27 protein-coding genes are annotated in these 25,805 nt (G+C 68.8%); 6 read left to right on the top strand and 21 right to left on the bottom strand.

Going from position 1 to position 25,805, the window contains the following annotated elements; genetic code table 11:
- Positions 1-138: 138 nt before the first annotated feature.
- The 12 genes from ACIGJO_RS18835 to ACIGJO_RS18780 all read right to left on the bottom strand — a co-directional run bounded on the left by ACIGJO_RS18835 (position 139) and on the right by ACIGJO_RS18780 (position 13,853).
- Positions 139-960 (bottom strand): SDR family oxidoreductase, encoded by an 822-nt coding sequence (locus ACIGJO_RS18835; protein WP_399959310.1) that lies wholly within the window; start codon positions 958-960, stop codon positions 139-141.
- Between the two features lie 376 nt (positions 961-1,336).
- The gene (locus ACIGJO_RS18830) at positions 1,337-2,056 is read right to left on the bottom strand and encodes an SDR family oxidoreductase (protein ID WP_399959308.1); all 720 of its coding nucleotides are present in this window, start codon (positions 2,054-2,056) and stop codon (positions 1,337-1,339) included.
- 51 nt (positions 2,057-2,107) lie between these two features.
- Positions 2,108-3,160 carry a methyltransferase gene (locus ACIGJO_RS18825; protein WP_399959306.1) on the bottom strand — a complete coding sequence of 351 codons (1,053 nt, stop codon included), beginning with the start codon at positions 3,158-3,160 and terminating at the stop codon, positions 2,108-2,110.
- Positions 3,157-4,893: a class I adenylate-forming enzyme family protein gene (locus tag ACIGJO_RS18820; RefSeq protein WP_399959304.1), complete on the bottom strand. Its 1,737-nt coding sequence runs from the start codon at positions 4,891-4,893 to the stop codon at positions 3,157-3,159. The genes ACIGJO_RS18825 and ACIGJO_RS18820 overlap by 4 nt, the downstream gene beginning before the upstream one ends.
- 39 nt (positions 4,894-4,932) lie before the next feature.
- Entirely contained in the window at positions 4,933-6,147 is a 1,215-nt protein-coding gene (locus tag ACIGJO_RS18815; RefSeq protein WP_399959302.1) for an FAD-dependent oxidoreductase, read from the bottom strand.
- Positions 6,140-6,682, bottom strand: coding sequence for a flavin reductase family protein (locus ACIGJO_RS18810; protein ID WP_399959300.1), 543 nt, complete (start codon positions 6,680-6,682; stop codon positions 6,140-6,142). Before ACIGJO_RS18810 ends, ACIGJO_RS18815 begins: the two co-directional genes overlap by 8 nt.
- Positions 6,679-8,013, bottom strand: coding sequence for a phenylacetate--CoA ligase family protein (locus ACIGJO_RS18805; protein WP_399959298.1), 1,335 nt, complete (start codon positions 8,011-8,013; stop codon positions 6,679-6,681). The genes ACIGJO_RS18810 and ACIGJO_RS18805 overlap by 4 nt, the downstream gene beginning before the upstream one ends.
- Complete coding sequence (locus ACIGJO_RS18800) at positions 8,010-8,768, bottom strand: amidohydrolase family protein (protein ID WP_399959296.1); 759 nt, start codon at positions 8,766-8,768, stop codon at positions 8,010-8,012. The genes ACIGJO_RS18805 and ACIGJO_RS18800 overlap by 4 nt, the downstream gene beginning before the upstream one ends.
- Before the next feature lie 94 nt (positions 8,769-8,862).
- On the bottom strand, positions 8,863-10,233 hold the full coding sequence (locus ACIGJO_RS18795; RefSeq protein ID WP_399959294.1) for an aldehyde dehydrogenase family protein: 1,371 nt from the start codon (positions 10,231-10,233) through the stop codon (positions 8,863-8,865).
- A complete protein-coding gene (locus ACIGJO_RS18790; RefSeq protein ID WP_399959292.1) occupies positions 10,233-11,333 on the bottom strand; it encodes a phenazine antibiotic biosynthesis protein in 1,101 nt (366 codons plus the stop codon). Before ACIGJO_RS18790 ends, ACIGJO_RS18795 begins: the two co-directional genes overlap by 1 nt.
- Before the next feature lie 31 nt (positions 11,334-11,364).
- Positions 11,365-12,471: a 3-dehydroquinate synthase II family protein gene (locus tag ACIGJO_RS18785; protein ID WP_399959290.1), complete on the bottom strand. Its 1,107-nt coding sequence runs from the start codon at positions 12,469-12,471 to the stop codon at positions 11,365-11,367.
- 119 nt (positions 12,472-12,590) lie between these two features.
- A complete protein-coding gene (locus ACIGJO_RS18780) occupies positions 12,591-13,853 on the bottom strand; it encodes an aspartate kinase (protein WP_399959287.1) in 1,263 nt (420 codons plus the stop codon).
- A 246-nt stretch (positions 13,854-14,099) separates the two neighbouring features.
- Here ACIGJO_RS18780 and ACIGJO_RS18775 point away from each other — a divergent pair, with 246 nt between their 5' ends.
- A complete protein-coding gene (locus tag ACIGJO_RS18775) occupies positions 14,100-15,347 on the top strand; it encodes an MFS transporter (protein ID WP_399959285.1) in 1,248 nt (415 codons plus the stop codon).
- A 91-nt stretch (positions 15,348-15,438) separates the two neighbouring features.
- On the opposite strand, the gene ACIGJO_RS18770 is transcribed toward ACIGJO_RS18775, so the two are convergent.
- Positions 15,439-16,314 carry a LuxR C-terminal-related transcriptional regulator gene (locus ACIGJO_RS18770; RefSeq protein ID WP_399959283.1) on the bottom strand — a complete coding sequence of 292 codons (876 nt, stop codon included), beginning with the start codon at positions 16,312-16,314 and terminating at the stop codon, positions 15,439-15,441.
- A 1,462-nt stretch (positions 16,315-17,776) separates the two neighbouring features.
- Between ACIGJO_RS18770 and ACIGJO_RS18765 the strand changes: the two genes are divergently transcribed.
- The gene (locus tag ACIGJO_RS18765; RefSeq protein ID WP_399959281.1) at positions 17,777-18,148 is read left to right on the top strand and encodes a MerR family transcriptional regulator; all 372 of its coding nucleotides are present in this window, start codon (positions 17,777-17,779) and stop codon (positions 18,146-18,148) included.
- Between the two features lie 172 nt (positions 18,149-18,320).
- Here ACIGJO_RS18765 and ACIGJO_RS18760 read toward each other — a convergent pair whose 3' ends face one another.
- Genes ACIGJO_RS18760 through ACIGJO_RS18750 form a run of 3 tightly spaced genes read right to left on the bottom strand, consistent with a single transcriptional unit; the run spans position 18,321 to position 19,605 of the window.
- On the bottom strand, positions 18,321-18,542 hold the full coding sequence (locus tag ACIGJO_RS18760; protein ID WP_399959279.1) for a DUF397 domain-containing protein: 222 nt from the start codon (positions 18,540-18,542) through the stop codon (positions 18,321-18,323).
- A 27-nt stretch (positions 18,543-18,569) separates the two neighbouring features.
- Positions 18,570-18,794, bottom strand: a complete 225-nt coding sequence (locus tag ACIGJO_RS18755) for a DUF397 domain-containing protein (protein ID WP_399959277.1) — start codon at positions 18,792-18,794, stop codon at positions 18,570-18,572.
- Positions 18,781-19,605 (bottom strand): Scr1 family TA system antitoxin-like transcriptional regulator, encoded by an 825-nt coding sequence (locus ACIGJO_RS18750; RefSeq protein WP_399959275.1) that lies wholly within the window; start codon positions 19,603-19,605, stop codon positions 18,781-18,783. The genes ACIGJO_RS18755 and ACIGJO_RS18750 overlap by 14 nt, the downstream gene beginning before the upstream one ends.
- Before the next feature lie 182 nt (positions 19,606-19,787).
- Here ACIGJO_RS18750 and ACIGJO_RS18745 point away from each other — a divergent pair, with 182 nt between their 5' ends.
- Both ACIGJO_RS18745 and ACIGJO_RS18740 read left to right on the top strand, forming a co-directional pair.
- The gene (locus ACIGJO_RS18745) at positions 19,788-20,141 is read left to right on the top strand and encodes a hypothetical protein (RefSeq protein WP_399959273.1); all 354 of its coding nucleotides are present in this window, start codon (positions 19,788-19,790) and stop codon (positions 20,139-20,141) included.
- Positions 20,138-20,545 carry a hypothetical protein gene (locus ACIGJO_RS18740; RefSeq protein WP_399959271.1) on the top strand — a complete coding sequence of 136 codons (408 nt, stop codon included), beginning with the start codon at positions 20,138-20,140 and terminating at the stop codon, positions 20,543-20,545. The genes ACIGJO_RS18745 and ACIGJO_RS18740 overlap by 4 nt, the downstream gene beginning before the upstream one ends.
- 35 nt (positions 20,546-20,580) lie before the next feature.
- Here ACIGJO_RS18740 and ACIGJO_RS18735 read toward each other — a convergent pair whose 3' ends face one another.
- Positions 20,581-21,837, bottom strand: coding sequence for a DUF2254 family protein (locus ACIGJO_RS18735; protein WP_399959269.1), 1,257 nt, complete (start codon positions 21,835-21,837; stop codon positions 20,581-20,583).
- A 317-nt stretch (positions 21,838-22,154) separates the two neighbouring features.
- Here ACIGJO_RS18735 and ACIGJO_RS18730 point away from each other — a divergent pair, with 317 nt between their 5' ends.
- On the top strand, positions 22,155-22,340 hold the full coding sequence (locus ACIGJO_RS18730) for a hypothetical protein (protein WP_399959267.1): 186 nt from the start codon (positions 22,155-22,157) through the stop codon (positions 22,338-22,340).
- Positions 22,330-23,073 carry a hypothetical protein gene (locus tag ACIGJO_RS18725; RefSeq protein ID WP_399959265.1) on the top strand — a complete coding sequence of 248 codons (744 nt, stop codon included), beginning with the start codon at positions 22,330-22,332 and terminating at the stop codon, positions 23,071-23,073. The genes ACIGJO_RS18730 and ACIGJO_RS18725 overlap by 11 nt, the downstream gene beginning before the upstream one ends.
- 89 nt (positions 23,074-23,162) lie before the next feature.
- On the opposite strand, the gene ACIGJO_RS18720 is transcribed toward ACIGJO_RS18725, so the two are convergent.
- The 4 genes from ACIGJO_RS18720 to ACIGJO_RS18705 all read right to left on the bottom strand — a co-directional run bounded on the left by ACIGJO_RS18720 (position 23,163) and on the right by ACIGJO_RS18705 (position 25,771).
- Positions 23,163-23,924 (bottom strand): SMI1/KNR4 family protein, encoded by a 762-nt coding sequence (locus tag ACIGJO_RS18720; RefSeq protein WP_399959263.1) that lies wholly within the window; start codon positions 23,922-23,924, stop codon positions 23,163-23,165.
- A 26-nt stretch (positions 23,925-23,950) separates the two neighbouring features.
- On the bottom strand, positions 23,951-24,658 hold the full coding sequence (locus ACIGJO_RS18715) for a bleomycin resistance protein (RefSeq protein ID WP_399959261.1): 708 nt from the start codon (positions 24,656-24,658) through the stop codon (positions 23,951-23,953).
- A gap of 247 nt (positions 24,659-24,905) precedes the next feature.
- Positions 24,906-25,259 (bottom strand): winged helix-turn-helix domain-containing protein, encoded by a 354-nt coding sequence (locus ACIGJO_RS18710; protein ID WP_399959259.1) that lies wholly within the window; start codon positions 25,257-25,259, stop codon positions 24,906-24,908.
- Complete coding sequence (locus tag ACIGJO_RS18705; protein ID WP_399959257.1) at positions 25,256-25,771, bottom strand: hypothetical protein; 516 nt, start codon at positions 25,769-25,771, stop codon at positions 25,256-25,258. Before ACIGJO_RS18705 ends, ACIGJO_RS18710 begins: the two co-directional genes overlap by 4 nt.
- Positions 25,772-25,805: the final 34 nt, after the last annotated feature.

Below are 25,805 nucleotides of genomic sequence, written 5' to 3'. Positions count from 1 at the left end.
GTTCGATGGTTGCGCATTTCTTCGCATCCTTCCTGCGTTTTCGGGTCGATTCTTCGAGTCTCACTCATGTTCGTCTGTGGGAACCATCCCGCATTTACGCGGTGTTGAGGATGCCGACGTGTGCGGGGCCGGCTCTGTTCAGTCGCCCTGAGCGATGCGCGAGAGGTCGCTCCACTGTTCCCAGGTGGCCAGGCGCCGGGCGTACTGATCCTTGGCGACCTCCAGGGGCTGCGTGCCGAAGAAGACGCGCAGGGGCGGGTTCTCGGCATCGACGAGGCGCAGGATGGCCGCTCCCGTGGCCAAGGGGTCGGCCGCCGGGATGGAGTCCCATACCTTCGCGGTCCGCTCGCGCATACCGTCGTACGCCGGTAGCGGGTCCGTCCGTACGGCGGAGTCCCCGCTCCAGTCGGTGGCATAGCCGCCCGGCTCCACCAGCGTGACGCGGATGCCGAACTCGGCGACCTCGTGGGCCATTGATTCGGTGAGGCCCTCCAGGGCCCACTTGGAGGCGTGGTAGAGGGAGAGGTTCGGCAGAGTGACGACTCCGCCCATGCTGGAGGTCTGGACGATGTGGCCGCCACCCTGCGCGCGCAGGCGGGGCAGTGCCGCCTGGGTCACCCACAGGGCGCCGAAGACATTGGTCTCCAGCTGTGCCCTGGCCTGCTCCTCGGTGGTTTCCTCCAAGGCGCCGAACAGTCCGTATCCGGCATTGTTGATGACGACGTCCAGCCTGCCGAAGTGCCGGTGGGCCCGGTCGACGGCGGCGACAGCCGCTTGCCTGTCGGTCACGTCGAGGCCGAGGGCGAGCACCGCCTCGCCGTACGTGTCAACCAGGTCGCCGAGAGAAGCGGGGTTCCGGGCGGTGGCGGCGACTCGGTCGCCGCGCCGGAGTGCCGCCTCCGCCCAGATGCGGCCGAAGCCTCGGGAGGAGCCTGTGATGAACCATGTCTTGGGCGGCATGGAGGGGTCTACCTTTCCGGGTGGTCTCGTGCGGGCGGAACATGGGGGAGCCACCCCCCTTCGCGGTGGGGGAAGTTCCCTCACCGCGGTGACTACGCCCACCGGCCGCAAGCTGCCGAGGGATGCCGTGAGGCATCGGCTGAGCGCATCGATGGGCCGGTTGGGCGTGGGATGTCCGGCTGCCGAGGAACTGGCGACGGTGGTGGAGGAGCGTTTCCGCCGGCACCCGGACGCTGTGATCCTTCTCAGCTCCCCGGCGAAGAAGAGTGCCTCCGGACGCCGCAGATGTCTTTCGTGTCCACGTCAACACGACTCAAGGGCTGAACGCGGTGTACCGGAACTCCTCGGGGTGCGGGCTGCGTTCCGGGCCGCCCGGTCAGATGAGGACCGCGCCTCCGTCGATCGTGATGACCGTGCCCGTGGTGAACCGGGCCTGCATGAGGTGGAGATGGGCCTCGGCGATGTCGGAGGCCTCGCCCGTGGTCCGCGAGGGCAGTCGCTGCCGCGCCCGCGCGAATGCGTCGTCCTGGACGGCGGCCGGGAGACTGTCCCACAGCGGTGTGCGGACCATCCCCGCGGCCACGGTGTTGACCCGTACCGGGGCCAGCTCGACGGCCAGGGCCCGGGTGAGGGCCTCCACGGCGCCGCAGACCGGGGCCACCACGCTTCCGCCCTGCTGCGGGCGCGCGCCCGCGATACCGGAACTGAGGGTGATCGAACCATCGGGCAGCAAGTGGTCCCGCGCGTACTTGGCGGCGAGCCAGGCCCCCCAGAACCGCACCCCGAACGCCTCCTTCGCGTCGGAGAGTCCGAGGTCCGCGAGTCGCCCGAAGAGGAGACGGCCGCCGGCGGTGAACACCAGATGGTGGAAGGCCCCCACCTCATCGAAAAAGGCCCGCAGGCCCTGCTCGTCGCGCGCGTCGACCTCGTGTCCCTCCGCACCGTCCGGCAGGGTTCTGAGGGCGGCTTCGACGTTCTTGACCGAACTCGACGCGACGACCACAGAAGCCCCACGCTCCGCGGCCGCCGCCGCGGTCGCGAGACCGATTCCTGAGGTGCCGCCCAGCACGACGACACGCTTACCACTCAATTGCACGACGCATTCCTTCCGTTCGCGGTCCACATCGGCGGTCCGGACCGCGTGCTGTCAGATCGCGGAAGCGACGATCAGGCTCGTCTCCAGGGGCAGGGACTCCACCGATTCCAGACGTAGACCCGCGCGGTCCAGGAGGGAACGGTACTCGGGCAGGGTCCGCTCCCGCCCTCCGGCGATCAGCATGAGGTGGACGTCCCACAGCACAGGCAGGACGTCCGCCGGGGGGTCCGTTCCGGCTTCCTCGATGACCCTTTCCAGGATGAACAGACGACCCGAACCCGCCATTGCACGACGGCAGTTGGCGAGCAGCCTCACGCATTCGCCGTCGTCCCAGTCCTGGAGAATGCGGGAGAGCAGGTAGGCGTCGCCGCCGGACGGCACCGCCTCGAAGACGTCGCCCGAACGGATCAGGTAGCGCTCCGGTGCCACGGCGCTGTCAAGGTGTTCGCGCGCGAGCGGTGCGATGTGGGGCAGGTCGAAGAGCACCCCGCGCAGTCCGGGGTTCTCCCGTAGCACCATCGAGAGGAAGGTGCCATTGCCCCCGCCCACATCGACCACCGTCCCGAACCGCGAGAAGTCGATCGCCCGGGAGACGTCGGCGAAGGGGGCACTGCCCACGCTCATGGCGCGCTGGAACTTCGGACCGGCACCGGGGGTGTCCCTCAGGAAGTCCCCCAGCGTACTTCCGAACGCCGCCTCGAACCCGGTAGAGCCCTTGCGCAGTGCGGGCAGCACCGCCCCCCAGGCCTGGTGGAACTCCTCGCCGTAAATGAGGCACATGTCGCGCATCGACCCGGGTACGTCGCTGCGGAGCAGCTCGCTCACCGCGTTCAGGCGGTATCCGCTCCGCTCCGCGCCCTCGAACACCCCCAGGGTCGCCAGCAGGCGCATCAGCCGGCGGACCCCGTCCTCGCCCACGCCGGTCCGGGCCGCCAGCGCCTCGGAGGTGGCCGCGCCGTCGGCGACGTGGTCCGGGATCCGCAGTGCGGCGGCCGCATACAGGGCTTGGGCCCGCCAGGTCCCGGTCGCGATGTCGATGACCTCGCGCGCTGCCCGATGATCTGTCGTCAGGTTCTTCTCGTGGGGAGCTTGCAGGGGGGTCACGCGCTGCTCCCGTCCCGGTTGCGGACCGGCTCGGCGGGAGCCACGGCGCCCGCGGGGGCGCCATCGGTGAGGAGTTGCCTGTGGTGTTCCCGAAGCCTGCGCTTGAGCACCTTGCCGGTCGGGCCGACCGGGAGTCCGTCCCGGTCGGCGGCGACGACCAGTGCCCGCAGGGTCGGCAGTTCTCTGCTCCGCAGCGCCGCGTTGCATCGCTCCAGGAGTTCCTGGGGGCCTTCCGTGAACACGCCGTCGGGAAGCAGGACGGCGGCCGGGCACGTCGCCGACGGGTGGTCCGGGTCCTCGACCGCGAAGACGGCGCAGTCCAGCGCGCCCGTCTCCAGCAGTACCACTTCCTCGATCGGCAGACTGTAGAGGGGCCCGTCCGCAGAGTGGATCACATCGGGTTCGCGGTCCAGGTGGTACCAGAGGCCCTCGGCGTCGTACCGGACGATGTCGCCCGTCAGGAAGTGGCCGTCGAGCAGGGAGCGTTCCGTCAGGTCCGGGTCGTCCCAGTACCCGGGCGTGATGCTGGGTGCGCGCACGCCGAGCCGGCCGGCCTGCCCCGGGGGAAGCTCCCTGCCGTCGTCCCCGAAGACCGCTGCATGTTTGACGACGCTGGTAGGTAGTCCCACACAGCGTTCCGCGAAACGCGTCTGATGGGTGTGGACCTGAGTGAAGAGCACCATGCCCATCTCGGACGAGCCGAGTCCGTCCCGGTAGGCGGAGCCTCCGGCCGGGCCCGCGCCCACCTCGGTCAGGGCGCGGATGTGGTGTTCGTGCGAGGCGTCTCCCATGCCGGACCAGGTGTGCAGGGCCTGGGCAGCCTCGGGCGTGATGTCGACGGTCGGGATGCCGGCTAGGGCGATCGGGAACCCGAGCACCATCGTCGGACGGAACGCGTTGATCGCCCCCACCACAGCCCCGCCGGAGATGTCGTCGAGGATCATCGTGGGCAGTCCGAGAGTGATCGCCATGCTGAGGTGGGCGAGGCCCGCGGAGTGGCTGGCAGGAAGCGCCGAGAGCAGCCGGTCGGCGCGCAGCGAGGGAAAGGCCCAGAGCCGCTCCCACCTCCCGGCGAAGAACGAACGGTGCAGGAACATCGGCGCCTTGGGGCGGCCGGTCGTCCCGGACGAATGGGAGATCAGCACCAGGTTGTCGTCGGCGTGGCGGTAGGGGAACCGGGGCATCGGTCGGGGCGGCTTGGGAGCGGACTCGCGCAGCACCGCGACGTCCTCCGCGGTGACCGACTCCGGCTGCTGCCCGGCCGAGGCCTCCTTCCACACGGCCGCGCATGCGTCCACCAGGTCACGGTCGCCCACCAGCACCGCGATCCTGGTGCGCGTGAAGTAGTCGGCCGCCACGTCCGCGGGCATCCGGGGATTGGCGTGTACGGGCACCGCTCCGAGGCTGGTCACGGCGATGTAGTGCAGCAGGTTCTCCAGCCCATCGCGCGTGTAGACGCCCACGTGGGTGTGGGGCGCGACGCCCTGGGTGCGGTACCAGTTGGCGTAGCGGATGATTCTGATCCGCATGTCGTTCAGGGACAGCCCCGGCACCTTGCCACCCGCACCGTTCCCGTCGGAGCCCCCGGCACCGTAGCGGAAGACGATCGGCCGGTCGCGGTCGGACGCGACCGCCCAGGTGTGCCAGAAGAAGTTGCCCGCTCCGAGTCGGGGATCGAGGTAGAGGCGCAGTCGCTGCACCGCCGACCTGTGTGTGCCGAATATGTACGTCATGCGCATCTCCACGTTCCCTCTAGGCGCAGGTGAAGGTCGTTACCGGGTGGTGGTCTGGGGTGTGGTGGTGACGAGCGCATGCAGAGGTGTCACTTCCGGCTGACCGAGAGTCATCACCTCGGCGATCGCCGCGTACATTCCCGTGTCGCGCACCGGCTGTCGGGGGTTCGACGACAGGACCCCCAGTTGTGTCTGGAGCTCCTGGAAGTGCTCCACGTACGGCCTCCGGATCGCCTCGTACGCCGCGAGCGGATCCGCAGTCGGGTTCTTCGCGGTGCTGTTGAGGAGGTCGGCCAGGACGACGGCGTCTGCCAGCGCCAGGTTGAGCCCCTGCGCCCCGAATGAGTGCACGCCGTGGGCGCTGTCCCCCAGGAGCCCGAGGTTGCCCCGGTACCAGCGTTCAGGCCGGACCACATGGTGCCGTACTTCCATGACCTGGTCCCATGAGGACAGGTGAGCGGTGAGAGGCGTGGTCAGGGCGGGTACCGCGCGGGCCAACCGCCGGCGGAGCGCGCCGACGCCCGACTCCTTGATCTGTGCGTACGCGTCGGGATCGGCGGCCCACAGGACCGTCAGCTTGCCCTCTGCGACCGGCATCGTCGCCACGAGGGCGCCATGCACGTCGCGGTACGCGGTGATCCGCTCCGGGGCCCCCACGGGCAAAGGGAGTTCGACCATCACCGCCGGACGGTCGAAGGCGAACACCTGCGTACCGATGCCGGCCATCTCACGCAGTGCGGAGAACTTTCCGTCGCTGCCGATCACGTAGCGGCTCAACACCCGTACGGGGACGTCGTTCCGCAGCAGGTCGAGACCGTACCCGGTGTCGGCTTCGCCGGTGAGCCCGCGCACGGACGTGCCGGTCATGATCCTGGCGGTCGGCTCCTTCAGGAGCGCCTCCTCCAGCGCCGCCGCCAGCGCCCTCAACGGGAGGCTGAGCGCGTACGGACGGGTGCAGCCGGGGACCGACGCGTAGTCCAGGGTGGTGCGACCGCCCCGGGGGTCGTACTCCCAGATCTGTCGCAGCGGCTGGCCGTACGGCTCCAGCGTGTCGAGCAGGCCCATATGCCCGAGCAGATCGAGGGAGGGCGGCGAAAGGAACGGGGCGTGGGACGGCCCTCCCTCGGCGAGGTGTTGCCGCCGGTCGACGACGGTCACTCTCTGTCCCCGTCTGGCGAGGAGCAGGGCCAGGACCAGTCCCGCCGGGCCGGCTCCGACGATGCAGCAGTCGGCCCTCATCGTCTCGTCACCCATCTGCGCACTCCGTTCTCTCGGCCGGACGGACGGTGGTCAGTGCGCCCTGATACGAGACCTGGGGCAGCGAGCCGACCGGGTTGAGCGCGGCGCTGGTGACCTGACCGATCACCAGCACGTGGTCCTCGATGGGCAGGGTGCTGTGGAGCACGCATTCGATCGTCGCCGACGCGTCGGCGAGGAAGGGGACTCCGCTGTCCTCGAACACCCCGCCGAGCAGGCTCACCGCCAGGGCGCCGGCCGGGCGGTCGGCGGCGGCGAAGGTGTGCGTCAGGGCAGTGTGTCCGGCCGCCAGGAAACTCAGGGCGAAGACGCCGTGTTCGAGCAGCTGGCGATTGACCCGCGCCGCGTGGTGCACCGACACGAGGACCAGGGGCGGGGACAGCGAAACGCTGATGACGGAGTTGACCGACATACCGATCGCGGACTCGCCCCTGCCCGCCGTGAGGAGAGCGACGCCGGTAGGGAAGAGCCGCATGCAGGCCCTCAGCTGTTCGGCGTCGACGGCCATGGGCGCCGGACCGAGCCTGCTCACCAGTAACTCACCGCCCGGCCCCAGTCCTCGTCGGCAGCGAAGAGGTTCCGAGGCTTGACGAAGTCGTGCGTCCTGGTGAGCGCCTCCAGCGGGACCAGGGAGCCGGGGGCGACGCCGGTCGTCCGGTTCGCCACGCCGAGCTCTTCGCGCACCGCGGCGGTCAGCTCGGCGGCGGCCTCGCGGTCCCGGTCGGCGACTTCGAACTCGATCTCCAGGTGGTCCTCGCGGGCCCTGGCCCGCCAGAACATGACGCCGTAGTCCTTGAGCCGGCCGAACACCAGCTCCTCCAGCCGGGACTGGGTGACGTGGGTGCCACCGACGACGCAGCTCGTTGCGTCCCGTCCGAGCACTTCCAGCACCGGAAGCCGCCAGCCGCAGGCGCAGTCCTCGTCGGAGATCCGCACCTGGTCCTCGATGTTGTACCGCAGCAGCGGCATCGCCTCCCGATAGAGGGTGGTGACGGTGAGCTCACCGGTGCCGGTGAGGCTGCTGCGGCCGGTCTGCGGGTCGTACACCTGCGGGATGAAGCGGTCGGCCCACAAGTGCAGGCGTCCCTGGGAGCACTCGCCGGCCAAGCTGCCGGTCTCGGTCGAGCCGTAGTCCTGGACCACCGGGACGCCGCCCCAAACGCGCTGGATGAGGTCGCGCCGGGCGGGGCTGAGCGGTTCGCCCACCGCCATCAGGCCGCGCAGCGCGGGGAAGTCCCGGTCCGGCCTGAGGCCTGCCGCGCGGGCGGCCGCCGCCCACAACAGGCACTCCGTGGGCATGCACCAGGCGAGGGTGATATCGAGGTCGTGCAGGAGCTGTACGACGCGGGAGTGGGTGACGACCAGGGAGCGGTTGTCGGCGGGGACGACGGTGGCGCCCTTGTACAACGCGCCTTGGTGGGCCTGGTGGCCGGTGGGCAGCATCGCGTAAGGCGTGCGGACCAGCATGGTGTCTTCCGGGGCGATGGCGATCGCGCTCCTGGTGAAGCGGTCGACCACGTCGAGCCAGTCCCCGGGCGTGAAGAACGACGATGTCGGCCTGCCCGAGGTGCCACTGGACTCGTGGTAGGTCGCGAGGCGCTCGCGCTCGACGGCCAGCAGGGCGAAGGGGTACGCCTTGCGCAGGTCCCGCTTGGTGATCACGGGTAATGCGTCGAGGTCGCCGACGGTCTTCACCCGGGTGGGATCGCCGAACGGTTCACGGTAGTACGGGGAGCGGGCGGCCCACGCCATCGCGTCGGGCAGGCGGTCCTCCTGGAGTCGCAGGAGGTCCGCCCGGTCGCGCCACTGGCCGAGTTGCGGGAGGTCGAGTTGCGGGAGGACCTTGGCGGGCGATGTGGTCACGGCGCTTCTCCTATGAGACGGAGAGTGTTTTCCCAGGCGATGAGCCGCCACTGGTCCGCCGGAAGACCGAGCGCGTGGAACTTCGCGAGTTCCACTTCCGGGGCCTGGAGCGGGTATTCGCTGCCGAACAGGACCCTTTCCGGGCCCAGACGTTCGATCGCGGCCCGGACCACACTGGTGTATCCCCCGGACGTCTCGAACACGATGTTCTCGCTGTCCGCGACGAGATCTATTCCGTACAGGTCGAGGTCGCCCACTCCGGCATGTCCCAGGACGAAGGTCACCGGCCTGAATCGGCGCGCGAGCCCGACCAGATCCCGCACTCCGAAACCCGGGCGCTGCAAGCAGTGCAGATAGACGTTGTGCCCCAATTCAGCTGCCGTGCGCACCAGTTCCTGGGTGCGTTCGTCCTCCAGGGGCACGCCATGTACTCCGGGGGCGAGTTTGAGTCCCCGGTACTCTGATCCGCAGGAACGGTACGTGTCCGGATTCCGGTGAGGATTGGCGAAGAAGAAGGGCACCAGTCGCCCGCCCGCCCGATTGCAGCCGTCAAGGACGGCTTCATTGTCGGCATCCTTCTCGATGTACCCCCCTTCGATTATCTGCTGCGAGAGTTCATCCGGAGATATAGCGGCGCCGGCGACGACCACCGTCCGGCTGATGCCGTTCCTGTCCATCGTGGCAATAATGCGCTCCGTCGAATCTGGCCCCGGGGCAAGATGTGCGTGGGCATCGAAAATGCTCTGTGCTTCCATGCGCTCCGCCAATCCGTTTCGGTGTTCAGCCCTGAATATGCTTCGGCCCTTTAGGGGAAGCAGCCCTGCGTGAATCGCGATGGTGGACGGCGGTTCATCCCTGGATAATTCCTTTTCCGCGCATCAGGAAATCCGTCAGATATCCATCGTGCGGGATTCCGGGCTCTTGGTGATGCGTGGGGTGGCGCCCCAGGTAGATGTTGCTGATGGTGGGTTCGGCGGCCAGTCGGTCCAGCAGGGGGTCCGGGCAGTCGACCGCGGTCAGTACGAGCGTGTTTCTCAGCGGCCCGGTCCCGTCCTTCGCCGACCACGGCGCCACCCACACGCAGGGGTACGGCAGTTCCACGGCGGTCTGCGGGGCGTGCGCGTGAGACACCTGGACCACTGAGGGCCGCAGTGCCGCACTGCCGTCGCCCAGTTCCTCGACGATGCCCTGGCCTCCGAGCCAGGGGCGGGCGTCCCGCAGGCTTGTCGTGAACCTCGCCTCCAGAGCGCGGGCCGTCGCCGTCGGGTACACGGGGAGCCGCGCCTTCTCGTCCTCCGGCGGCAGACCGCGGAGGGACGACAGCCGCTCGGCGAGGGCCTCGGCCACCGGGGCGGGGTCGCCGTCGACGAACACGGCGGTGGTGTTGACGCACGCGGCTCCGCCCTCGGCGGCTACCGAGTCGACGACGGTGTCCAGGGCGGTCCGCCAACTGTCGCCGTGCAGCAGGATCTTGGACCTGCCGGGCCCCTGTGTCAGTACCCGCGGGTCGCCGCGGTGCCGCCGCACGGCGTCGTCACCGCCGTAGACGAGTGCGAGGTCGCCGCCTCGTACGAGGTCGTCGGCCACCGCGTGCTCGGTGGGGAGGAGCATGACCTCGTCGTCCCGGAACCCGGCGTCACGCAGGGCGGTGACGAGCCGGTGGGGCGTCAGGGGTTCACGGCGCGAGGGCCGCACTGCCACCCGGTAACCCAGCGCCAGCGCCTCCAGCCAGCCCGCGTGCACGGCTGGGTGGTTGCCCGGCGCGTTCACGCAGAGCACCTCGCCCCTGCGGATCCAGAGCGCCCCGCGCCCGCCGGGCAGCGGGTCCTTCCAGTGCTCCGCCGCCGCGTGCGGTCTGCCCGCGTACGCCGTGCGGTGCGCGAGCCCGGCGGCCAGGGCGAGGGCGCGGGCTGCCGACCTGACCGTACTGATCGGCAGCCCGGACACCCGGCTCACGCGTGTCGCGTACGCCTCCGGCGACAGCCCGGCGACCACCTCGTCGGCGAACCGCTGCCCCGCCTCGCGCAGGGCCTCGGCCCTGCGCGAGGGCGACGGGGCGCCCGCCGCGCGGAGCGCGCCGAGCGCGCGGTGGACGAGGATGCCCGGAGCCAGACTCAGTTCCGCCACCCGCACCCCCGTCACCTCGGTGACGGGGGTGCGCCGGTGGGCGCGGTAGCGTCCGCCGGGGCCGAGGACGTCCAGTTCCAGGACGTCGGACATCAGTACACCCCCTCAATCACGGTCCGGTCGTCGAAGACGGCAGCCGGGGCGATGTCGGACAACGAGTCGCCGGCCCGGCCGCTGGGCTGCGGGACGCGGGTCGCGAAGTCGCGCTCCAGGTTGTGGGGCAGCAGCATGCTCTTGCTGAGGTGATGCAGCAGCACCTGCCCGCGCTCCCCGTACTCGACCGGGCGACCGGTCCCGGGGTCCACGACGGCGAAGGTGATGTACGGGCTGTAGGCATCGACGACACAGGGTGAGTCGTCGGGCAGCCCGGCCCGTTCGTCCACGCCGCCCAGGATGGTCGTACTGCCGTAGCCACCGTGGATCCCGATGCCGGGGAACACTTCGGTGCGCAGGAGGTGGCGGGTGTCGCGGTCCATGTGGACGCCGCTCCACATGATCGTCTTGACCTTCTCGTTTATCAGCGTCACGAGGCGGTCGTCGCGTGCCATGCGTTCCAGCAGCGGCGGAGTCGCCGCCAGGACGCCTATCTCCTGCGTCTCCAGGACGAACGCGGCCTGTTCCAGCAGGTGTTCGGCGTAGCGTGCCGCCTCGTCGGCGCGGCCTGCGGCGAGGCACTTCCTCACCCAGCGCGGGTCCATGTCGACGGTGAAGGCGGTCCCGCCCCGCAACCGGGCCTGACGACGGATCAGTTCCCCGAACATGTGCGGTCCGGTGGGAACGAGCGCCAGCCAGTCGACGCCCCGGGGGTCTCCCCGCAGGTCCATGTTGCGCGCGGTCCAGGCCACGATCCGCTCGACCCAGTCCGTGAGCAGCGGTACGCGCTTGGGGGCACCGGTGGTCCCGCCGCTCTCGTAGAACCCCACGATCTCCGGACGGTCCCCGTAGCCCTGGGGTATGAGGTCTCCCACGCGGACATCACGGAGTGTGTCGGTCACGTTGGGGAAGAGAGCCAGGTCCTCGAAGGTGCGCACGTCCTGTCGCGGATCGAAGTCGAGGCTCTTGGCCCGTTCCAGCCAGAACGGAGACCCGGTGGCCGGGCTGAAATGCCAGTCCATGACCGCCTCGATGAACTCTTCCGGGTCAGGGACCTCGTCGATGCGGAGATCGAGAACGGACTCGCGTGCGGTGGACATGACGCTCCTTGTCTCGAGAACGGGCTGTCGCTCAGCGCTCGATGCAGAACTCGTCGATGGGGTACCCGACATGGCGGTCCTCAAGGGGCAGGTAGCCGAGCACCTTGTCGCCGGGCTTGAGTTCGGTGCTGTTGAGGACGACGCCCTTCGGGCCAAGGACCCGGACGTGCCAGTCGTCCTGGAGGATGAGGTTGACCTCGACCCCGGAGGCGCTCACCGCGGTCACGGAGATCAGCGGGCGCGACTCGATCTTGACCCGGCCCACGGTGACGAGTCGGGTGTTTCCCTTGACGTCGACGGCCAGGACCTTGCTGCCCGACTTGAGCTCGCTGAGATAGTTCGTGCGGGCGTCCTTGGAGAGCGTGTAGGAGTGGATCGCTCCGGCATTGACCCGGAAGGGGCGGGTCGGCATATACGGAAGCGGGTGGGTCTCACTGACGCACAGGATCATCCCCTTCGAGTGGGAACCCACGAGGATGCCTTCGTCTTCGTTGAAGTGGGTGCAGGTGTCGACGCAGGCCCGCTCGCCCATGCCGACGTGCTCCGTACGTACGACCTCCAGCTCGACCAGGTCGAGCTCCGGCGGCCGTTCGGTGGCGGCGGCCCGGAGTTCGGTGATGTCGCCGACCTTGACCGGGGCGAGCAGGACGCCGTCCGAGCCGTGTTCGAGGACGCCGAAGATGATCTCGGCCTCTTCCACGTCCTTGGCCTCGGTGATGATGCTGCCGGTGGCCGCCGCGGCAGCCGCGATCACGATCTCCAGCGGGATCTTCGTCGGGTCGCGGAACTGGAGCAGGCTGGTGCGCCGGGAACTGGCGGCCTTGCAGGCCTGCTCCAGTGAGGGAGCATCCACGATCTCGACGAACTCGCCGAACTCGGTGCCGGGGTGGTCGAGCGCGTAGGTCTCCACTGCGCCGTGCACCCGCGGGTCGACGATCACGAGGTCCACCGCATCGATGTCCTCGGGGCTCGGCCGCCCGGCGGGAAAGAGGACCTTCTTGACGGTGGGCGGCAGTTCGGCCAGATCCGCCGGATCGGCGGCGAGGACGGCTTCCACCCGCTGGTGGATCGCCTCCTGAAGGATCGCGGCCTTGGCCTCGCCCGCCGTCCGGATGTCCAGCCAACTGATCTTACTCATCGAGATGTCTCCTGGTCCGTTGCTGTGTGTGCGGAGTTCTACGACCATGTGGGTGTGACTGCCCGGGTGTGCCCACTCGGGTGTACGTGGTGTATGCGCGGAGGCCTCTGCGACGCCCGTCAGGCGCTCATCAGTTCCAGGCCGGTCTCGTCGAGATCAAGCAGGAACTCCTCGTAGAGCGCCACCACCGCTTCGTCCATGCGGACCTGCGGCACCAGGAACGTGGTTCGCGCCTGGGTCGCGGACACGCATTGGGCACTGATCTGCCGGTCCCCCAGGGCGGTCAGCGCGCAGATCGTCGTGCCTGGCCTGCTCAGCAATCCGATGCCGACGAGCGACACCTTGGCGAGCGAGCGCCTCGTCTCGACCGAACCGCCTTCGGCGCACACCACGTCCGTTACTTCGGCGAGGACCTCGTCGAGTGCCGCATCGGGCATGCAGAAGGCCATGTGCAGTTCGTCGGAGGGATCCGACCGCCAGGTCACGGAGTCGACGGGTACCTGCATGCCCGCCACGCTGTTGAGTGCCGCGACACCGGCACCTCCCCGGACGACGACCTGGGTGACGGCCCGGTCGTGCGTCACGGCGACCACGCCGGCCCGCCCTTCGATCCTTCCTGTTCCGGACATTCCTTTTTCCTGCACGTGCGCGCCCCTTCCTACGATGGTGGTCTGCCGGCTCCCGCCGGCGGAATTGCGTACCACGATGTCGACACCATGCGCAGCGGCGAGTTCTACGGCTCTGGCATGCATGACACCGGCCCCGGAGAAAGCCATCTCGGACATGGTTTCGGCGTCGATCCTGGTGAGGAGCGGGGCCTCGGGAATCACTCGTGGGTCCGCCCGGTGCACGCCGTCGACATCCGTGTAGATTTCGCAGACCCGCGTTCCGTGCCCGGCGGCCAATGCGACTGCTGAGGTATCCGATCCACCCCGGCCCAGGGTGATGGTTTCTCCTTCGGGACCCAGTGCCTGGAATCCGGAAACCACCGCGACCCGGCCCGCTTTCAGCCTGGTGCGCAGCGGCTCGGGATCCACCTCTGAAACGAATCCGGAACCGTGGCGGCCGACCGCTCGCAATCCGGCCTGTGCACCGGAGAGGGATTCTGCGGGCACGCCCAGATTCCGCAGAGTGATCGCGAAGAGGGCAGCTGACTCCGCTTCGCCGGTTGCGAGGAGTTTGTCCATTTCTCGAAGGTTGGGAATGCGGCTCAAACTCTCTGCGGAACGCACCAGTTCATCCGTCTTCTTCCCTCTAGCTGATACCACAACGACGAGCGGTGGCCCTTTTCCGTATGCCTGCGCCACCTGTTTCGCGGCGGAGGCCATTTGCTGGTCCGTGGCCAGCGAGCTTCCCCCGTACTTCCGAATGGCGATATCCATTCCGCTCCGTCCGAGATGTTCGAGTGCTTCCGGCACCCGTTTCCCGCGCCCTTGAACGCTAAGGGAGCCGGTTGGCCTCGCGGATCACGTATTTGTGCGATATCGGGAAGTGTGTTCGATGAGTGCTGCGCCTCTGCCTGTGACCAGCCGTCCGGCCGCTCCCGGGGGTCCTGAGGCCCGGTCGGGGGGAGTTTTCACGACCACGGCTTGCCCTTGACGCTAGTGTCAACGTCCTACGGTCCCCCCATGACTGTTGACGTGAGTGGTGTGGTGCGTCCGAGTGGGTCGGGGTGGTTGGTGTGTCTGTTGCTGACCACGTTCGTGATCGGGACGGACGATTTTGTGATCGCGGGTCTGCTCCCGGAGATCGCGGGTGATGTGAAGGTCAGCGAGGCCGCGGCCGGACAGCTGGTCACGGTGTTCTCCGTGACCTACGCGATCGCCGCACCGATCCTGGCGGTCGTGACTGCCAGGCTGCCCCGCAAAGCGCTGGTGGTGGGCGGACTCGGGGTGTTCGCCGTGGCCAACGTGGCCACCGCCCTGGCCCCCGGTTACGGACTCCTGATGACCATGAGGGTCCTGACCGCGCTGGTCGCGGCGTCCATCACCCCCGCGGTCTTCGCCCTTGCCGGACGCCTGTCCGCCCCAGAGCGCATCGGCCGCTCGATCGGCACCGTCGCCGCCGGCCTCACCGTCTCCCTCTTCGTCGGTGTCCCGGCCGGCACCCTGGTCGGCGACGCCTTCGGCTGGCGGGCCGCCTTCGTCGCCGTCGCCGCCTTCTCCGTCCTGGTCGCCTGCGCCGCCGCGTACTTCCTGCCCCACCTCAGCGGTGCCCCCGAAGTGCCCGTCGCCCAGAAACTCCGCATCCTGGGCCGCCCCGCGATCCTGATGTGTGTGGCCGGCACCGTCCTGGGCGCGAGCAGCGGGCTGATGACCTACACCTACATCGCCCCCATCACCGAGAACCTGACCGGGCGGAACGGAGCCGTCCTGGCCCTGTTCATCGGCGTCGTCGGCGTCGCCGGCGCGATCGGCACCTTCGCCGGCGGCCGCCTCACCGATCGCTGGGGCGCTGACAAGGCCCTCCTCGCCACCTTCGGCGGCCTCGTCGCCGCCACCGCCGCGCTCGCCCTCATCGGCGCCGCCGCCGACCACCGGGCACCCGTCTGGCTCGTCGCCGCGGTCCTTGCCCTCTGGGGCTTCACCGCCTGGGGCTTCAACCCCCCTATGAACACCCGCGCCCTCCACCTCGCCCAGGACGCCGGCACCGAAGCGGTCGCCCTCAACACCAGCGGCCTCTACATCGGCATCGCCCTCGCCGGCGCCGCCGGCGGCGCCGCCCTCGCCTCCCACCAAGGCACCGGCGTCTCCCTCACCGCCACCGCCCTCGGCCTCGTCGCCCTCCTCCTCATGATCACCTCCGTCCGCCGCTACCCCGCCATCCCCACCCCCACCCCCGACGCCACCACACCCCAAACCACCACGGCCATGTGAAGCGCGAAGCGCCTCGCTCCCGACCACGGCGGCTGGAACGAGGCGCTCCGGCAATGATGTGTTCCGCTGGACAGAGCCTTCTCGCGAGGCGTTACGTGAGGCCGCTCATGGCCTGACCGAAGTCGTAGAAGATGATCTTGCGGGCCAGTGCCACACGGTTCGTCACATTGAGCTTGGTAAAGCTGCTGCGCACATGCGTCCCTACCGTGTGCACCGAAACGACGAGAAAGTCTGCTATTTCTTTGTTGGTCATCCCCTCGGCGACCAGCCGGGCCACGGCCGTCTCGGCCCGGGTCAGGCCGGACACTCTTGCCGATACCGGAGCGTGGGGCGACATGATCGCCCGGAGTCCGGGCTGGGCGCCGGCCGACGGGCCAACGGCCTCCTCCGGAACTGCCAGGGGTACGGGTTCACGCACCGGTACGGGTACAGGGGTGTCGGAGCACGGCGAGGGCCGCTCCTCCTCGCACCCGTGCAGTGCCGAGGCCGACCAGGCGGGCATGCACTCCGACGACTCCAGAGCGACACCCTTGTTCAGTAGCAGGGTTTTGGTATGGCCGCTTGCCAGCAACTCTGCGATCCGCGAAACGCTGGTGGTGTAACGGGCGGGGACTCTGAGTTCCGCCTTCAGTGTGCCGAGCAGTCCCAACAACTTGCCCAAGGCGGACTGAGGTCCACAGGGAACAATCTCGTTCCACCCTCGCTGGGAACGAAGGGCATCCGCAACTCCGTCGGATAATTGGTCTACCTCCGCATAGGACAGAAAGCATCCGGATGCTTCGTCGACCACGACGGCGAGGTGGGGTGTTCGGGCTGCCTGTTCGGTGAAGAGTTCACCGAGGTGAGCGCCATGCGGGTGCTGTATGAACTTTCCATCGTGTTCCGAGATTCGGGTTTCCGATTCTACCTTCGAGCGAATTTCTTTTGGATTACGCTCGCGCTCGTAACCAGTGTGAGACGTACTCACAACCGTCCTCCCGTTGAGTGTGGCGTCGCACGGACTCCGGTGCATGCCCACCCACAGCCTGAGGGGCTTGCCACCAGCCGCAAACGGAACTTCTCCCTGACAGCGTGCCGCGCGCCGCTCACGTGCGGCACTGCTCGCAGGCTGACGGCACGGTGAAGGCGATCCCGTCGTCGGCGAGGCAGGAACACACGCATATATCGAGCGACGCTCTTGGCTTGAACGCTTCCGATCCGGACTTTAAGCCACCTTATATTGGCATTCCTGAGGTGGGGCGGCAAGCGTTTATTGGTATTTCCCATTGGGTGCCGTTTGGGGCGATGTAAGCACAATCATGTGCATCCCCTGGTGATGGATTGAATATCAGCCAGTGCATGGCCAAACGTTGCGGAAGTCGCTGGGGGAAAAATGCGCTGTCGGCGGGAGGTGAAAAGACCTCCATGACCTGCAACGAAGGCGCACATTCGCACTCCCGGCGAGCATGCAACGGCAGAATCCCCATGGGGACACTGCCTTCGAGTATTTCTGGCCATCGCGCACAGCAGGGTGCTTCCGTGTCCATTCGGAGAGCGTAAGGATCGCTCCGAAAAGTGTTTTTGAGACACCGGGAGATGAGATCCGGTCGGGACTCTCTTCGTAGCCCGGCCCGCACCCGGAGCTGTCCGGGCACTGACCTCTCCGCGCGAAGATCACGCCCGTCGGCTCACTCACCCCTCGATGCGCACCCCGGTGCCGTTCCGTGACCGGAGGTCGCTTCCTCCTGCCGCAGCTACCGGCCTCGCCCTCCGATCGTCATCGAGCCAGGCCGGCGCTGCGGCCCGGACCGCCGTTCTACGGCCTTGCGTAACACGCCGGAGCGCTCGCATCAGAACCGGGTGTACGGCGGTGGTGCCCGCGCGCGGCCGCGGTTCCGCGTGCGGTCGCGCACGTAGCCCCACACCGTTGAACAGCCCGTCGTCACAATTCGGCCGATTCGCATCCGGGCCCGGCGACAACCACACACCGTCCGCCTCGCTGCCACCGCCCTCGTGTGAGCAGCCCTGCCACCCACGCACCAGCCCCTCCCGACCGTCCGGGAACCTGAGCCAGGCTCCGGGGTGTTGGCCGGGAAGCACAGCAACGGGTGGAACCCGAAGCCCTTTTGCAGGTGGGTGGGGGCCTGATCATTCTCGGAGTGGCAGGTGACCGGCGTGGGGTCGAGGTCCGGGACCAGGCCGGGCAGTTCGCGTCCGCCGGCCCGCACCGTGGGTCTCGCGGTGCAGGTCTCGGCGGCCCGCAGTCAGGCCGCCCTCCTGGCTGCGATGCGCCGGAGGTCGGCTTCGTCGGCCTGGGCCCTGATCACACTGGCAAGTGCACGTATGGTCTTCGGCAGCAGACCCGCTCCCCCTCCGGAATATGACGGGAGCAGACAGCCTTACGTAGGTGCCAAGTCCTTTGGACGTTCACCATGGTTACGGAGAAGAAGATGCGAATCGGAGAGCTTGCGGCACGCGTCGGCGTCAGCCCCCGCTCCTTACGCTACTACGAGCAGCAGGGGCTTCTGTCGCCCGACAGAAACGTCAACGGGCATCGGGAGTACGACGAGGTCGCTCTTGAACGTGCGGGCAACATCGCGCAGTTGCTCGCCGCCGGGCTGACCACCGATGACGTCCGGCTCTACCTTTCCGCTGGCTGTCTGGAGCACCGGCTGACCGATTCGCCCCGCTGTTCCGCCGAGCTCGCCGCCGCGCACCGGCGGCTGGCCGGGCTGGATGACAGGATCGCGCAGCTACTACAGATCCGGGAGCGGCTGGTCAAGCACAGTGCGGAGATCCAGGACGCGATCGTGTCCCAGTAACCGGGCTTGGTGCCCGGTCGGGTGGCTCGGTTCACGAGCGGAGTCAGGGCGCCGGGGCTGTGATGGTGGCCGTGTGGAACGCCGGCGTCCCGGTTCGTCGCCAAACGCTTCGACGGCTCGACGGCTCGTCCGACGATCCTGACCATGGTGCGGACGGGATCGCCGGGGTTCGTCAGGCGGTGAGGTGGCCGTTCTTGATCGCTGTGACGAAGGATGACCAGCCGCCTGCCGGGAAGAGGATGGCCGGGCCGGTGGGGGCTTTGCTGTCGCGGACGGGGACGGAGGTGTAGTTGTCGGTTACCTCAAGGCACTCGCCTTGGTCTCCGCCGCTGTAGCTGGACTTGAACCACCCGGTGAGGGTCGCGCCGTCAGTGATGGTGGACTTGGTGCGCATGCTCGTGCTCCGCGGGGCTCGGTTGCGTCAGGCGGTGAGGTGGCCGTTCTTGATCGCTGTGACGAAGGATGACCAGCCGCCTGCCGAGAAGAGGATGGCCGGGCCGGTGGGGGCTTTGCTGTCGCGGACGGGGACGGAGGGGTGGCCGTCGGCGACCTCAAGGCAGTCTCCCTGGCTGCCACCGCTGTAGCTGGACTTGAACCATCCGGCGAGCGTGGACGAGTTTGCAATGCTCCGCCTACTGCTGACCATGTTGGTGTTCCTCTGCTGCAGCTCGCACTAGGGCAAGTGATTCCTGATGCGACATCGCATCGCTCAAGGCAAGATCGTAGACCGTGCGGCATGCCTTCACTAGCGTTGGATCGTCCATCAGGTTCCCTGTCAAGAACCCCTCGACGTAGGCCACTGGCTGGGAGTCCGGAAAGCTCATGAGGGATGCCAAGCCCTCCTGAAGTGCGTGCGCTCCCACCCCGAACGGAAGTACATGAAGCCGGAGCCGCCCGGCTTCAGCCATGCCCGCGATCTTCAGTAGCTGCTCGGCCATGACCTGCGGACCGCCGACCTGCCGCCGCACTACTGCTTCGTCCATCATCGTCCACAGGACCGGGCGCAACGGACCATCGAGGATGCGGGAACGCTCCGTTCGAATGACAACGTCCTTGTCAACCTCATCCGGACGGTAGTTGGGTCGGAGCGTGCTGAACAAAGCGCGCGCGTAGCCGTCCGTCTGGAGCAGACCTGGCACGAGCGAGAGCGCGAACTGCTGGATCAGCGTCGCCTGCTTTTCCAGCTCCGCCACGACAGCGAAGTGGTCCGCGTACTTCGTGTCCAGGTCCTCCAGCCAGCGGGCGAAGAACCCGTCCGTGCCCAGGGCGCGGTCGATCCGCTGGGCATCGTCCGGGCTCGGCAGCCGACGTCCGGCCTCGAAGTGACTGATCAACGTCGGTGAGCAGACGACCTCTTCGGCCAGGGCCTCCTGCGTCAAGCCGGCGGCGAGCCGTCGCAGCCTCAGTTCCTCGCCGTACTTCTCCCGTGGTGTGCGCGGCCTTCGATTCGTCCTCATCAATGCCCAACTCCCAGACTTGACCGGCGTGCTGTCATCCCCGACCCCCTGGAAGCGTAGCGACTCGTGACCCCACTCTGTGATGAGTTCGCTACGCAAAGAAGCGATGCCCAAGCAGGAGAGACCCCCGCGACCGACGCAACCGGTCCGGGGGCGTGGCCATACCGAGAAAGCAGGCTGACATGAATCACGCTATCGCCCGGCTTCTGAAGCCGGTGCTGCGATTGCTGATCCCCGCACGACACCAACGGCATCAGCGGCATCAGTGGCGCCCCCTGGACACGCGCACGTACGTCCACCCCTACTCCTGCGACTACGTCGGCGGACCGACCGTCTTCCGGACCGGCGAGCGTCCCCCGCGCGGGGAGGACAGCCCGTTGGTACGTCCGTACTTCGTCGCGTACGAGCGGGAGCAGGCCGAGGCGTTGGTGGCGGAGCAGCGACGGCGGCGGGCCCGTCGCGGGGGACTGCTGGTCGCCGTGCGCGGTGTGGAGATCACGCCCCAGCCTCTTCGCCGCGTCGAGGCCGCCGCGTGAACAGGGAGCGGGACGACCAGCACGCGTTCAGGCTGCTTCCCTGGACGGGGCCGGAGGGGAAACCGGGTTACGTCCTGGGCGATGGCACCGGCTATGTGTCACGGATGGCGGACAACATGGAGTGTGTGCAGCTCGACATGGCGCACGACCTGCTCGGGCATGCCGCTGACCTGCTGGCGGACCAGAGAGTCACCGGAGCGGAGCTGCACTTCCTCGCCAGTCGGCTGAGCGAGTCGCTGGAGGAGGTCAAGCGGGTCGCGGAGAGCCGGGGTTCGCGGCTGAGCGCGATCGGCGCGGGTCCGGACAGCGGCTCACAGGGGCATCGAGATCGGGCGCCGGACGCCGAGAGCCGGACGCCCGGATCCGGTCAGGCCGGTCAGGCCGGTGAGCCGGTGAACCGGTGAGCCGGCCGACGGCCTGACGGACCGTTCCCGCGCTGTCACCCGATCCCGCCGGCCTGCGGGTGCGGGGTCGGCGGGGCTTCCCGCCACAGCACGGGGAACCGGCCGGCCATCTCGCGCTCCACCCACGCACGTCGCCGGTTCAGCAGATCCCGGCCGTGGGGGTGGGCGCCGGGCTCCAGATCAGCCAGCAGCGTACGGAGACGGGTCAGGACCAAGGGGGAGTTCAGAGCCGCCACGATGACGTCGTCGATGCCGGTGCGCACGAATTCCTCCCACGAGGGCCGCCGGATCACGACCCGCACCGCGCCGTCGGGGCCGGCGACCCGCAAGGGGCCGGCTTCTCCCGCACGTCTCGCGGCCGGGCCGCCGAGCAGATCCGCCATGCAGTCCAGGGCCTGCGCGGCGGTGGCGGGGTCGTTGATGCTGGAGGAGAGCGCCCTGAGCGCGATGTCGGCCAGGAGGCGGAACGCCAGCATCGGGTCCTGCTCGAACGTCGGCTCCAGCCCGGTCGCCAGCGATCCCAGGACCGTGGTGTCCGCGATGGCGGCGCCGTACACGTCGGCGATCTTCGCCCCGGGGCGGAGGGTGCCGCCGGGAGCCTTGTGCAGCACGATGACCGCGTCCGCCTCCCGGGCCGCCTCCCGCAGCTGCCGTACGTCGATCTGCTGGAGCACCGCCGCGGGCTTCCGCCAGGTGACGGTGGCGGCCGGTGGCCCGTTGTCCACGGACACCTCCGAAGCCGCTGGGGAGGTGTCCGCGGGGTAGAGCGTGTCCAGGGCGGTGGACCCCCGCTCGGTGATCGAGCGCAGGACCGGGGCGAGCTGGATCGAGGAAAGAGCACGGAGCAGCAGAGCCCGCAGCAGGGTCAGCATCGCCAGCAGCAGGATCGCGGTGACGACCGGTACGGCGACGGACACATCGGAACTGTCGCCGATCGCCAGCGCGGCCGTGACGCAGAAGACCGCCAGACCGATCGAGAAGGCGAAGGTCCACCAGACGATCGGCGACTGACGGAACAGGGTCAGCCGGGGGGTGAAGCTGGTGTGGGCCCACTGCACCACCAGGAACAGCAGTGAGAAGATCACCACCGTCGTGCCGAGCACCCCGAAACCCAGCGCCACCAGCACATCGGCCACCTGGCGCGCGGGTGCGTCCGGCCCGCCCGTGATCCTCGGTACGAGCATCCCCAGAGCCAGCCCCGCGAGGGCCAGCAGCAGCTGGACCAGTCCGGCCCGCACCTGACGACTGCGGCGCAACGGGGCACGCCCGCCGCCGCGGGGGATCACGGTCATCGCGCCGGTCCTCTCACGCCGTCACCTGTGCCGCTGTCCGCCGCACGAGGATGCTGCCGGATCCGCTTCCGCACGGTGAACGGACCGGTCCGCATGCTGACAGTCTCTCCCCCCGAAGGCCGGACGGCCTCCCGGCACGCATGGGCGGCAGCGCGTAATTTCCGGGTGCGAGAGGACGACTCAATCGCCCCGGGTTCAGGCGGCGGGTTACGGGTAGCGAGTTGTTGAGCCCCGTCAGGGTGACATTTCGCTGGGGCGGCAACGCCAATGTCAGTGGGCCCTGCTTCACTGAGGCCATCGATACCGGGGAGCGAGTTATGCCGACTGTGATCCACAAGACGCGTGATCAGCTTGAGACTCAGCGTGCACAGCTGCTGGCCGACGTGAACATGAGCTACGAACAGCTCGCCGGACGCGCCGCCATGTACAGCCTCAGCATGGACGAGTTGGACGTGTGGCACACCATTGAAGGTCTCGACTACCTTCTCGAAGGTGACAGCTGAAGAGGTCAAGGCCCTTGCTGAGCCGGCGGCCGGGTTCGCCGACCAACTCACCGACCTGACGCGGGGTGTCCTCGGCGAGAACACCCCGCGTTTTCATGCGATCAACAGGGGTTCCAAGATCCGGGTCTCGCCCATACGCGATGACGAGGTCATGCAGCGGATCCCCGTCAGCATCGACGGCGAGCCCCGACTCAGCCTCATGGCCCGCTTCTACTGCTGCTGGGACGGTTCGAGCACGTTCATGGCGACGGACCAGGCGGACGTCCACGTTTTCTACGAGGGGGTCCCGGATCCCCTCCTTCGTTACGAGTACGTGCGCAACAGCAAGGAGCCGCCGGGTGCACACGTGCAAGTGCACGCTCACCGCGACGAGATGGCGTACCTCCTGCGCCTGGCGGACCGGGGGCGGCCGAAGCAGGGGCTGAGGCGGGACAGGCTGCCCCGCCTGTCGGAGATGCACTTACCGGTCGGTGGTCACCGGATGCGCCCTTCGCTGGAGGATGTGCTGCTGTTCCTCCAGCGCGAGTTCGCGATCGACACCGCACCGGGGTGGAAGGCGGTGATCGAGGAACACCTCCGCAGATGGCGGACCACGCAGCTCAAAACGGCGGTGCGGGATGCCCCCGACGCGGCCGCGCGAGTACTCCGTCAGCTGGGATACACCGTGACGGAGCCGGGTGTTCCTGCCGCGCGCCCGGCCCCCGACGACGACGTGAAGCTGTACTGGCCGTAGCGGCGGGCAACGGTGGCCACACCCTTCCGGGTTGACCCCCGTGCGGCGGCTTCCGGGGGCCGACTGCCGGCGGTCGGCCGCCGGCGGCATCAGCCGCCCGACGACTCCAGCCAGCCGACCAGGTCGTCCGTCAGCAGTTCGCCGTCCGCCTCGACGTCCGCGCTGATCGCACCCAGACCGAGGTGGTACACACGGGTCCGGTCGCGGCCGTGGCGCCGCATGAGCAGTCCGCCCCCGCCGCTGTCGTCCCCGATCAGCACCCACTCGGGCGCGTATCGGGCCATCTCGAAGGTCTCGTTCCGCTCCGCGATGACATGCGGTCCGTAGGCCAGCACGCCGTTGTCGAGCAGTGCGCCCGGCGTCGACCGCCACAGCCGGGCGACGGCGGGATTGGGGCCGTCCCGGAGTCCGCCGGCGAGGGCCGACCGGGTGGCGAGGAACCCGGCGAACGACTCCGCCACCCGGTGCTCCTCGCCGTCGAGGCCGTCGCGGCGGTCCACCGGATACTCGCCCTCCCCGCACGCGCCGCTTCCGTCGAGGGCGAAGGAGTAGGTGTCACCGCAGTCGGGCTCGACGGCGAAGCAGAGCCTGGCGCCGTCCCTGCGCCACCCGGCGGTGATGTCCTCGTACATGTCGTCGGCGAGCCCGCCCGGTACGACTGTCGCGAGGTCCGCGCCACCGGCCCGGCCGTGTCCGTACTCGGTCAGCCACCACCGGTACGAGGGCGGCAACGGACCGACCCGTTCCTCGGCTTCCCGGATCGCCGCTTCCGGTACGGCGACGGCCGGCCGCCGCCCGAACTCCGGTGTCGCTTCCACCAGCTCGCGCAGTTGTGTCAGGTCAGGTCTCACGCGACAGAGTCTGCCAGGGCGCCCGGTCAGCCCAGCAGCTCCCGGAGCCTGACGAGATCGTCGCCCACCGACCGGCGCTCCTCGTCGGTCAGTTCCACCTTCGCCGCCTCCTCCAGCAGTTCGCGGGCCGGTCCCGTCCCGCCGAGCCGCTGCTCGATGTCCCCGCGCAGGACCAGCAGCCGCAACCGCTGTACGGGGGTGGGGTGTTCGTCCTCCAGGTTCAGCACCCGGTCGATGATCCGCGCGGCCCCGGGCAGGTCCTGCTTGGAGTCGGCGAACAGGTCCGCCATGTGCAGGGCGCGGGCGAAGGTCTCCTTGGGGGCGGGCCGGTGGCTCGGGTCGTCGCTCGTCGGCTGCCCGATCCGGATCGTGTTGCCGGTGGGGTCGGTCATCAGGAACTGCCGCACCCCGTACGACATGTCCTTTAGTGGGCCGACGCGCGGCAGCCCGCGCGTGGGAATCCTGCCGTACGCCGCCTTGAGGCCTGCCCGGAACGCGGTGTGCAGGCTGTCGACGTCCTCGGTGAGGACATAGCAGCCGGAGTGCGAGGCGGCGGGGTCGTACTCCTTCATTCCGTAGAACTGAAGCTCGATCGCCCCGCGTTCGACGACCGCGTAGGCGTACGGGCTGGTCTGGAGGTACGTCGTCCTGAAGCCCAGGGCCGTGTAGAAGTCGACCACCGGCCTGATCGACTGCGTCCGGCAGGGGAGGAGCGGGATGGTCTTCTCGGTCATGCCCCGTACGGTAATAAAATTTGACTAGTTGAGTCAGTGGGACATGACGACACCCCTGTCAGGTCGTGGGCCGTGACCGTGCCGTCGTCGTACCGGCGCGCTGTTCATGGGCGCGGAGCGGGTGCGAACGAGGGGCCGGATCGCCGGGACCGTCATCGCCGCTTTCTGCGTCCGGCTGGCTCTCGGCGACTGAACACCGATCCTGGCCCCCGCCGCGTCCCGGGGTTCCGCCTGGTGCCGGTCCGGGTCAGGGCGTCGGGGCCGCCCCCGCTTCCGCTTCCGCGCCCGCCCGCCGGGCCGTGGCGGCGATGCCCTGGAGCGCCGCGATGTGCAGGGCCAGAGCCTGGTGCCCCTCGGGTGTGAGGGAGAGCCAGGTCCGGGGGCGCTTGCCGACGTAGCCCTTGCGGACGGTGAGGTATCCGATCCCGTCCAGGGCGGAGGCGATCTTGCTCAGCACCGAGTCGGACACCTGGCAGCTGTCCCGGACGGTGGCGAACTCGGCCTCGTCGCACGCGGAGAGGAAGGCGACGACCGCCAGCCGGGTGGGGTGGTTGATCGCCGCGTCGACCGCCGGCTGTCCAGGTGCGGGAGCTGCGGTCATCCGATGTCCTGGAGCTTCCGTGTGATCGACGCGTTCCGGGCGGCGAACACCGCCCAGGCGCCAAGTCCGAGGACGGTGAACAGCGCGACCTTGGTGACGGAGCGGTCGGCCTCGAACAGGTGGCACAGCCCCCACGTCACGAGCCCCGCGGCGAGGAGTGCCGACAGCGGACCCGCGGCCCGGCGCAGCCGTGCGGGCAGGGGGCGGGCCACTGTGACGCCCGCCCGCCGCCCGGCGGCGTTGACGAGTACGAGCACCACGGCCAGGCCCGCGAGTGAGATGGTCAGCGAGAGGGGCGCCCCCCAGCCGCCGCGCTCCTCGGCCCACGCCTGCCCGAGAGCGGAAACGATCAACGCCGCCGCAGCCGCGGGGCCATACCAGGCGGGAGCCAGCCCGGCCCGGAGGCGGGCGCCCTCCCTCGCCGATTCGACGCTCCGCAGGGCTTCCGTGGCGCGGTCGGCGGATACGTCCGTACCGCCCGAGTGGATGGGGGTGTTCTCCTGCGGGGGCATCGTGTTTCCCGGACCTCTCGTCAGCGATGTGCGT

Source organism: Streptomyces sp. NPDC079020 (assembly GCF_044542225.1).
Lineage (GTDB): Bacteria > Actinomycetota > Actinomycetes > Streptomycetales > Streptomycetaceae > Streptomyces.
The sequence above is the reverse complement of the archived record's forward strand: the minus strand, read 5'-3'. Positions and strand labels throughout refer to the sequence as shown.